We start from the raw sequence: 10,549 nt of genomic DNA, 5'->3' as shown, positions 1-10,549 counted from the left end.
ATCTCAGGCGGTTCCGAGTTCGTCGTCGAGGAGGTGGAACAGTTCCTCGGCGCTGGCGGAGCTGAGGTTGCCGTCACCCGCGGCGGGGTCGTCGGCGCCGCCGTCGGCGTACGTCCAGAGCGACAGCAGTTCGCGCAGCCGGACGGCGACGGCGGCGCGGTCGGTGTCGTCGTCGGCGATGGCGCGCATCGCGGTCTCCAGCTTGTTCAGCTCGCCGAGCACGGTCAGCGCGGAGGTGCTCCGCTCGGCGAGCAGCGCGCCGCGCAGGTGCGTGACCATCGCGGCGGTGGTGGGCCGGTCGTAGATCAGCGTGGACGGCAGGCGCAGCCCGGTGGCGGCGCTGAGCCGGTTGCGGAACTCGACCGCGGTCAGCGAGTCGAAGCCCAGCTCGACGAAGCCCTTCTCCTCGTCCACGTCGCGGATCGAGGCGTAGCCGAGCACCGCCGCCGCGTGCGTGCGGACCAGGTCGGAGAGCACCCGGTCGCGGTCCGCCTCGGCGGTGGCGGCGAGCGTGTCGCGCAGCGCCGCCGCCGCGTCGCCGGCCGGGGCCGCGGCCGGTCCGGCGCCGGCGGTGGTACGGACCAGGCCGTGCAGCAGCCGGGGCAGCGCCGGGCCGAGCCGGCCGAGCACCGCGTGGTCCAGGCTGACCGGTGCGATCGCCGGTTCGTCGTGGCGCAGTCCCTCGCTGAACAGCGCCATACCCTCGTCCGGGCCGAGCGGCCGGAAGCCGGCCCGGCTCATCCGCTGCTCGTCGACGTGGCCCTGCGGGCCGCCGGGCTCGGCCGGGTTGGCCCACGGCCCCCAGGCCATGGACGTGACGGCGAGGCCGCGCGCCCGGCGGTGGTGGGCGAGCCCGTCGAGGAAGGCGTTCGCGGCGGCGTGGTTGGCCTGGCCGGGCCCGCCGAACAGGCCGGCGGAGGAGGAGAACAGCACGAACGCGGCGAGGTCCAGCTTCTCGGTCAGCTCGTGCAGGTGCCAGGCGGCGTCCACCTTGGGCGTGAGGACGGTGTCGAACCGGGCCGGCGTGAGCGCGGGCAGCACGCCGTCGTCGAGGACGCCGGCGGCGTGCACCACGCCGACCAGCGGCCGGTCGGCGGGGATCTCGTCGAGCAGCACGGCGAGCGCGTCCCGGTCGCTGACGTCGACGGCGACGACCTGCGCGGCGGCGCCGAGCGCGGTCAGCTCGGCGACCAGGTCGGCCGCGCCGGGCGCGTCCGGGCCGCTGCGGCTGGCCAGCAGCAGGCGCGGCACGCCGTGCCGGGTGACCAGGTGCCGGGCGACGAGGCGGCCCAGCGCGCCGGTGGCGCCGGTGACCAGCACGGTGCCGGCGGACAGCTCCGGTTCGCGCCGCTCCGGCGGCGGGCCGAGCCGGACCAGCCGGGGCACCCGGACCTGGCCGGCGCGCAGCGCGAGCTGCGGTTCGCCGGTGCCGAGCGCGGCCGGCAGCGCCACCGGGGAACGGGGGTCGTCGTCGAGGTCGAGCAGCACGAACCGGCCCGGGTTCTCGGACTGCGCGGAGCGGATCAGGCCCCACGCGGCGGCGGCCGGCAGGTCGGTGGGGCGGTCGCCGGACTCGGCGCGGACCGCGTTGCGGGTGACCACGACCAGCGGGATGTCGGCGAGCGGTTCGCGGGTGAGCCAGTCCTGCGCCAGCGCCAGCGTCTCGTGGGTGAGCAGGTGCGCGGCACGGGCCGGGTCGGGTTCGTCGGCGCGCTGCCCGGTGACGGTGGCGACGACCGCGTCGGGCCGGGCCGCGCCGCTGGTCACGGCCGCGACCAGCCCGTCCAGGTCCGGGTACGCCTCGACGCCGGGCCACTCGTCGGCGTCGCCGAGCACGGTGAGGCGGGACGGCCGGCGGTCGCCCGGTTCGGGGCTGATCCAGTCGAGTCGGTGCAGCGACCGGGCGGCGGTCCGGCGGGCGGTGTCGAGTTGGTCGGCGCTGATCGGGCGCAGCACGAGCGCGTCGAGGGAGGCGACCGGCACGCCGCCGGTGTCGGTGACGGTGGCGGCGACCGCGCCGTCGGTGGGGGTGAGCCGGACCCGCAGTTCCCGGGCCCGGGTGGGCTGGATCGCGAGCCCGGTCCAGGAGAACGGCAGCCCGGGCGCCGCGGTCGGCGTGGTCGCGGCGTGTCCGGCCGGCGCGGTCGTGGTGGCGCGGTGCAGCGCGTCGGCGCCGATGGTGTGCAGCGCGGCGTCGAGCAGCGCCGGGTGCAGCGTGAACGGGTCGGCGGGGGCGTCGGTGTCGAGCGCCACCTCGGCGAGGAGGTCGTCGCCGCTGCGCCAGGCGGCGCGCAGCGCCTGGAACGTCGGGCCGTAGCCGTAGCCCTGCGTGGTGAGGTGCGGGTAGAGCGCGTCCAGCGGGATCGGTTCGGCGTCGGCGGGCGGCCACGCCCCGCCGGCGGCCACGGTGACCGGGCGGGTGGGGGCGAGCAGGCCGGTGGCGTGCCGCTGCCAGGTGCGGCCGGCGCCCGGGGCGTCGCCGTCGTCGAGGTGGGAGTGGATGGTGACCGGCCGGCAGCCGTCGCCGTCGACGGCGCCGACGCGGACCCGCAGGTCGACGCCGCCGGTGGGCGGGACGACGAGCGGCGCTTCCAGGACCAGTTCGGTGACGTGGGCGGTGTCGACGGCGCGTCCGCTCCAGGACGCCAGCTCGACCACTGCGGTGCCGGGGAGCAGGACGGTGCCGAGCACGGCGTGGTCGGCCAGCCAGGGGTGGGTGGCCAGGGTGAGCCGGCCGGTGAACAGCAGGCCCTCGTCGCCGGGCAGGTCGGCCACGGCGTGCAGCAGCGGGTGGTCGACCGCGTCGAGGCCGGCAGCGGGCAGCCCGACCGGGCCGGAGCCGCCGCGCGCCAGCCAGTACCGGTCCCGCGCGAACGGGTAGGTGGGCAGGTCGACGGTGGTCGCGGGGGCGAGGACGCGGGTCAGGTCGACGGGCAGGCCGAGGGTGTGCGCGACCGCGAGGCTGGTCAGCAGCCGGGTCGGATCGTCGTCACCGCGGCGCAACGTGGACAACGTGTGCCCCGCCGTGTCGGCGTCGTCGAGGATCGCGGTCACCGGCATCGTGAGCACCGGATGCGCCGACACCTCCACGAACGTGCGATGCCCAGCCGCGATGGCGGTCCGCACCGCCTGCTCGAACCGCACCGGCTGCCGCAGATTCGTGAACCAGTACCCACCATCCATACCCTCCGGGTCAGCCCAGTCCCCCGTCACCGTCGACACCATCCGGACCTGACCCGCCCGCGGCGACAACCCCGCCAGATCGGTGAGCATCCGCTCACGGATCCGCTCCACGGTCGGGTTGTGCGAGGCGTAGTTGAACGGCACCGGCTTCGCCCGCACCCCCTCGACCTCCCACCGCTGACGCAACTCCGCAAGCGTCTCCGGCGGACCGGACACCACCACATGCCCCGGACCGTTGAGCACTGCCACCACCGTGCCGGGCACACCCTCGACACGCGCCCGCACCTCATCGGCGGGCAGATCCACCGCCAACATCCCGCCGGAACCCGCGAGAGTGGCCAGGGACCGCGCCCGCAGGATCACCGCCCTCGCCGCGTCGTCCAACGACAGCACCCCGGCCACACACGCCGCGGCCATCTCACCCTGCGAATGACCGATAACCAGCGACGGCTCCACCCCGGCAGCCCGCCACACCTCCGCCAGACACACACCGACCGCGAACAACACCGGCTGCAGGATCTCCACCCGGTCCAACCAGGCATCATCGTCACCGGTCAACACCGACACGAGATCCACGTCCAGGAACGGCGCGAACGCCCGCTGACACTCCGCAAGACGCACGTCGAACGGCGCACACCGACCCACCAGACCGGCCGCCATCCGCACCGACTGACCACCCTGACCCGGAAACACGAACACCGGACCCGGACCGCGCTCGACGCTGGTGCCGGTCACGACATTCGCCGCCGGCGTACCGGAGGCGAGGGCGTCCAGGCCGGCCAGCAGGTCGTCGCGGTCGGTGCCCACGATCGCGGCGCGCTGGTCGAGCGCGGCGCGGGTGGTCGCGAGGGACCAGGCCACCGCCGCGGGCGGCTGGTCCGGGTGTGCGCGGACGTGCCGGGCGAGGCGTTCCGCCTGGCTGGTCAGTGCGGCGGTCGAGCGGGCGGACAGCGGCCAGAGCACCGCGTCGGTCCGGACCAGCCCCGACGCGGGCGCGTCGGGTTGCCCGGTGACCACGTGGGCGTCGGGCGCCTCGATGACCACGTGGGCGTTGGTGCCGGAGATGCCGAACGACGACACCGCCGCCCGACGCGGCCGGTCCACCGCCGGCCACTCCCGCGCCTCGGTCACCAACTCCACCGCGCCGGCCGACCAGTCGATGTGCGGCGACGGCTCGTCCACGTGCAGCGTGGCCGGCACGGTCGCGTGGCGCATCGCGAGGATCATCTTGATCACGCCGGCGACGCCGGCGGCGGCCTGCGCGTGGCCCATGTTGGACTTGATCGAGCCGAGCAGCAGCGGCGTCTCGCGGTCCTGCCCGTACGTGGCCAGCAGCGCCTGCGCCTCGATCGGGTCACCCAGCGTGGTGCCGGTGCCGTGCGCCTCCACCACGTCCACGTCCGACGTGGACAGACCCGCGTCCGCCAACGCCGCCCGGATCACCCGCTGCTGCGACGGACCGTTCGGCGCGGTCAGCCCGTTCGACGCGCCGTCGGAGTTGACGGCCGAACCGCGGACCAGCGCGAGCACCCGGTGGCCGTGCCGGCGGGCGTCGGAGAGCCGTTCCACAAGCAGCATGCCGACGCCCTCGGCCCAGCCGGTGCCGTCGGCGGCGGCGGCGAACGACTTGCACCGCCCGTCGCCGGCCAGCCCGCCCTGGCGGGAGAACTCGGCGAACGTGTCCGGGGTGGCCATCACGGCGACGCCGCCGGCGAGTGCCAGGTCGCACTCGCCCCGGCGCAGTGACTCCCCGGCCAGGTGCAGCGCGACAAGCGACGACGAGCAGGCGGTGTCCACGGTGACCGCCGGCCCTTCGAGGCCGAGCGTGTACGCGACCCGCCCGGAGATGACGCTGTGCGCCCCGCCGGTCATCAGGTAGCCCTCGGTGCCCTCCGGCACCTCGGTCAGCCCGGTGCCGTAGCCGGAGGTGGACGCGCCGACGAACACCCCGGTACGGCTGCCGGCCAGGCCGGTCGGGTCCACGCCGGCCCGTTCCAGCACCTCCCAGGCGGCCTCCAGGGTGAGCCGCTGCTGCGGATCCATGGCGAGCGCCTCGCGCGGCGAGATGCCGAAGAACGCCGGGTCGAAGCCGGTCGCCTCGGGCAGGAACCCGCCGGCCGGCGTGTAGCCGCTGTCCGGCGCCGGCACCGCCCAGCCCCGGTCGGTGGGGAATCCGCCGATCGCGTCGACGCCGTCGGCGACAAGGCGCCACAGTTCCTCCGGGCCGTCCACGCCGCCCGGGTAACGGCAGGCCATGCCGACCACCGCGATCGGCTCGTCCGCGCCGGCGGTGACGGTCGGCGCGGCCGGCGCGGTGGCGTCCGCGCCGAACGCGGTGACCCGCAGGTGCCGGGCCAGCTCGGCCGGGGTGGGGTGGTCGAAGACCAGGGTGGACGGCAGCCGCAGGCCGGTGGCCTCGTTCAGCCGGGTCCGCAGGTCCACCGCGGTCAGCGAGTCGAAGCCGAGGTCCTTGAACGGTCGGCCGCGCAGGTCGTCGGCGGTGGCGTGGCCGAGGACGCGGGCGGTCTGCTCGTCGACCAGCCGCAGCAGCTCCCGCTCCTGCTCGGCCTCGGGCCGGCCGGCCAGGTGGCGCAGCGCCTCGGTGACGCCGGCCGGCGCGGCGGCGTCCCGGGCCGCCTCGGCCTCGGTCAACGCGCGGACCTGCGGCAGTTCGGACAGCAGCGGGCTGGGCCGGGTGAGCGTGAACGCCGGGTGGAAGCGGCTCCAGTCGACGTCGGCGACCGTGACGCCGGCGGTGGGCCGGTCCAGCGCCCGGTCCAGCGCCACCAGGGCCCGCGCCGGGTCGATGGTGGGCAGGCCCATCCGGTGCAACTGCTCGGTGGCGGTGTTCTTCGCGGCCATGCCGTCGGCGCCGCCCCACGCGGTCCACGCGACGGCGGTGGCGGTGAGCCCCCGGTCGCGGCGGTGCACGGCGAGCGCGTCGAGCAGCGAGTTGCCCGCGCCGTACGCGCACTGGCCGGCGCTGCCCCAGGTGCCGGAGACGGAGGAGAAGAGCAGGAACGCGGCCAGCGGCCGGTCGGCGAGGCACTCGTCGAGGTGCAGCGCGCCGAGCACCTTGCCGGCGACGACGTGCGCGAACTCGTCGAGCGTGGTGCCGGTCAGCGGGGTGAGCTGGTCGGTGCCGGCGGCGTGCACCACCGCGGTCAGGTCGGGCAGCGAGTCGAGCAGCGCGGCGACCGCCGTACGGTCGATCATGTCGCAGGCGGCGGCGGTGACCCGGCCGTCGGCGCCGTGCTCGGCGAGCAGCGGGGCCAGGCCGGGGGTGTCGGCGCCGCGCCGGCCGGCCAGCACGACCCGCCGGGCGCCGCGCTCCAGCAGCCAGCGGGTGACGTGTCCGCCGAGCGCGCCGGTGCCGCCGGTGACCAGGACGGTCGCGTCGGTCCAGCGGTCGCCGGTCGGCTGCTCGGGCGCGGGGGCGGGGACGAGCCGCCGGCCCCAGACGCCGCCGGCGCGGACCGCGACCTGGTCCTCGCCGCTGCCGCCGGCGAGCACGGCGGCGAGGCGGCGGCGGACCGCGTCGTCTGGCGTGGCGGGCAGGTCGATCAGGCCGCCCCACCGGTGCGGCTGTTCCACGGCGGCGGCCCGGCCGAGGCCCCAGACCAGGTTCTGCACCGGGTCGGTGAGCCGGTCGGCGGGTCCGGCCTTGACCGCGCCGCTGGTCAGGCACCAGACGGGCGCGGGAAGGTCGAGGTCGGTCAGTGCCTGGAGCAGCACCAGCGTGGTGGCGGCGGCGACGCTGACGCCGGGGTGCTCGGGCAGCAGCCGGTCCTGGCCGGCGACCAGGTGCAGCACGCCGGCCACCGGCGCGTCACCGAGCGCGGCGCGCAGCCGGTCGGCGAGCGCCGGGCGGTCCAGGTCGTCGGCGCCGAGGCGCAGCACTGTCGCGTCGTCGACGAGCGCGGGCAGGTCGTCGGCCCAGCCGGGAGCGGCGTCCGCGGGCAGCAGCACCAGCCAGCGGCCCGTCGGCCGGTCACCCTCGGCGACCGCTACCGGTTGCCACCGCACCTGGTACGACCAGCCGTCCACCACGGACCGGTCGTGCCGGCCGCGACGCCAGGCGGAGAGCACCGGCAGCGCGGGTCGCAGCGTCTCCACCGGGTCACCGCCGGCGGCGGCGCCGAGCTGGTCGCGCAGCGCGTCGACGTCGGCGCGTTCCACGGCGGCCCAGAACTCGGCGTCCGCGCCGCTTTCCTCGACGGCGGGCGCGGCGGCCGGCGGCTCGGGCCAGAACCGCTGGCGGTGGAACGCGTACCCGGGCAGCCGGACCCGGTGCGGGTCGGTGCCGGCGAACAGCTCCCGCCAGCCGACCGGGACGCCGGCGACGTGCAGTTCGGCGAGCGCGGTGAGCAGTGCCTCCGGTTCCGGGCGGTCGCGGCGCAGCAGCGCCACGGCGGTGGCGTCCGGGCCGGTCAGCTCCCGGGTCAGCGCGGTCAGCACGCCGCTCGGCCCGACCTCCAGGAACGTGCCGGCGCCGAGCGCGCGCAGCCGGGTCACGCCGTCGGCGAAGCGGACCGTCTCCCGGACGTGCCGCACCCAGTACGCGGGGGTGCGGATCTCGTCCGGGTCGACCGGCTCGCCGGTCAGGTTGGACACGATCGGCAGCGTCGGCGCGTGCCGCTCCAGCCGTTCGACCACGGCGGCGAACGCGGCGAGCATCGGCTCCATCAGCGGGCTGTGGAACGCGTGGCTGACGGTGAGGCGCTTGGTGCGTACGCCCTGGGTGGCGGCGCGGCGCTCGACGTCGGCGATCGCGTCGGCGGCGCCGGAGACCACGACGGCGGCCGGTCCGTTGACGGCGGCGACGCCGATCGGCCCGTCGACGTCGGTGAGGAGCGCCTCGACGTCGGCGGGCGCGGCGGCCACGGAGAGCATCGCGCCGCCGGCCGGCAGCTCCTGCATGAGCCGGCCGCGCGCGGCGACCAGCGTGGCGGCGTCGGCGAGGCTGAACACGCCGGCCACGTGCGCGGCGACCACCTCGCCGATGGAGTGGCCGGCGAGCAGGTCCGGCCGTACGCCCCACGAGTCCAGCAGCCGGCACAGCGCCACCTCGACGGCGAACAGCGCGGCCTGGGTGTACTCGGTCCGGTCGAGCAGCGCGGCGTCGGCGGTGCCGGGCTCGGCGGCGAGGATCGGCCGGAGCGGGCGGGGCAGGTGCCTGTCGAGTTCGCGGCAGACCTCGGCGAGCGCGTCGGCGTAGGCGGGGAACGCGGCGGCCAGTTCCCGGCCCATCCCGGCGCGCTGCGCGCCCTGCCCGCTGAACAGGAACGCCACCTGCCCGCCGCGTGGGCCGGCGCCGGTGACCAGGCCGGACGTAGTGTCACCGGCGGCCAGGGCACCCAGCGCGTCGCGCAGCGCGTCGCGGTCCGGCGCGAGGACCACGGCCCGGTGGTCGAGCGCGCCCCGGGTGGTGACCGACGACCAGCCGATGTCGACCAGAGGCGCGGTCTGTCCGTCGCCGGTCGCCTCGGCGGTGGCGGTGGCGGTGGCGGCCTCGGTGGCCTCGGCGTCGAGCCAGTCGGCCCAGCGGGCGGCCTGGGCGGCCAGCCCGGCGGCGTCGCGCGCGGAGAGCAGCACCGGCACGAGGCCGGCGGCCTCCACCGGCGCCGGACCGGCGATCGGCGCGTCGTCCGTCGAGGCGGCGGCGCCCGACGTGGCGGCAGCGCTCGACGTGGCGGCAGCGCTCGACGTGGCGGCGCCGGCGTCCGGGGTCGCCGGGGTGGCGGTGGCCGGCTCCGGCGGCGGTGGGGCCTCCTCGACGATCACGTGGGCGTTGGTGCCGCTCATCCCGAACGAGGAGACACCGGCCCGGCGGGGCTGCTCCCCCGGCGGCCAGGGCAGCGGCTCGCTCAGCAGGGACACCGCGCCGGCGGACCAGTCGACGTGCGGGGTGGGCGCGTCCACGTGCAGCGTGGCCGGCAGCCGGTCGTGCTGCAACGCCATGACCATTTTGATCACACCGGCGACGCCGGCGGCGGCCTGGGTGTGGCCGATGTTCGACTTCACCGACCCGAGCCGCAGCGGCCGGTCGGCCGGCCGGCCCTGCCCGTACGTGGCGAGCAGCGCGGTGGCCTCGATCGGGTCACCGAGGTTGGTGCCGGTGCCGTGCGCCTCCACGGCGTCGACCTGCTCCGGGGCGAGCCGGGCGCTGGCCAGCGCCTGGAGCACCACCCGCTGCTGGGACGGGCCGTTGGGGGCGGTGAGCCCGTTGGACGCGCCGTCCTGGTTGACCGCGCTGCCCCGGATCACGGCGAGGACGGGATGGCCGTTGCGGCGGGCGTCGGAGAGCCGCTCCAGCAGCAGCACGCCGACGCCCTCGCCCCAGGCGGTCCCGTCGGCGGCGGCGGCGAACGCCTTGACCCGGCCGTCGGCGGCCAGCCCGCGCTGGCGGCTGAACCCGACGAACGCGGCCGGGGTGGACATGACGGTGGCGCCGCCGGCGAGCGCGAGCGTGCACTCGCCCTGCCGCAGCGCCTGCCCGGCGAGGTGCATCGCGACAAGCGACGACGAACACGCGGTGTCGACGGAGACGGCCGGTCCCTCGATGCCCAGCACGTACGAGATGCGGCCGGAGACGACGCTGGCGGCGGTGCCGGTGAGCACGTATCCCTCGACGCCGGGCGGGGGTGTCTGGAGCAACGCCGCGTAGTCCTGACCGGTGGTGCTGGCGAACACGCCGACCTGGTGGCCGCGCAGCGTCGCCGGGTCGATGCCGGCGTGCTCGAACGCCTCCCACGACGTCTCCAGCAGCAGCCGCTGCTGCGGGTCCATGCCCAGCGCCTCGCGGGGTGAGATCCCGAAGAAGCCGGCGTCGAACTCGGTGGCCGAGTCCAGGAAGCCGCCCTCACCGACGTAGGAGGTGCCGGGGTGGTCGGGGTCCGGGTGGATGAGCCGCTCCAGGTCCCAGCCACGGTCGGTGGGGAACGCCGAGACCGCGTCGGTGCCGCTGTCGACCAGCCGCCACAGGTCCTCCGGGGAGCGAACCCCGCCGGGGAACCGGCAGCCGATGCCGACGACGGCGATGGGCTCGCGGTTCGCGGCCTCCAGCTCGCCGAGCTTCCGCCGGGTCTGGTGCAGGTCGGCGGTCATCCATTTCAGATATTCCCGGAGGGTGTCCTCAGTCGCCATCAGCGCCACCTTTTCGGGCCGGAACAACAGGCGACCCAATACCGTTCGGCGCGATCACGAATTGCGTTGACCAGCGCCCACCAGGTCTCACTTACGGTGAGGAAGGTAATTGCCTGGCCAGACGCGTCACAACCCCTAGCCCGCCCCTAGGGCCGCCCCTAGCAGGGACGCCGCCGCGAGGTGCGCAGGCTGGGCCGGTACGCCGCCGCGACCGACCCGG

The 10,549-nt window shown here is 76.4% G+C and carries 1 protein-coding gene; it reads right to left on the bottom strand.

Annotated elements, in window-relative coordinates:
- Window positions 1–3: 3 nt before the first annotated feature.
- Window positions 4–10,329 carry a type I polyketide synthase gene (locus OG767_RS16105; protein ID WP_405089290.1) on the bottom strand — a complete coding sequence of 3,442 codons (10,326 nt, stop codon included), beginning with the start codon at window positions 10,327–10,329 and terminating at the stop codon, window positions 4–6.
- Between the last annotated feature and the right edge of the window lie 220 nt (window positions 10,330–10,549).

The organism is Micromonospora sp. NBC_01392, from assembly GCF_045040125.1.
Taxonomy (GTDB): domain Bacteria; phylum Actinomycetota; class Actinomycetes; order Mycobacteriales; family Micromonosporaceae; genus Micromonospora.
The sequence above is the reverse complement of the archived record's forward strand: the minus strand, read 5'-3'. Positions and strand labels throughout refer to the sequence as shown.

Bases quoted from the DNA above. Each gene is read 5' to 3' on its own strand.
- OG767_RS16105 (WP_405089290.1), bottom strand. From the start codon at position 10,329: ATGGCGACTGAGGACACCCTCCGGGAATATCTGAAATGGATGACCGCC.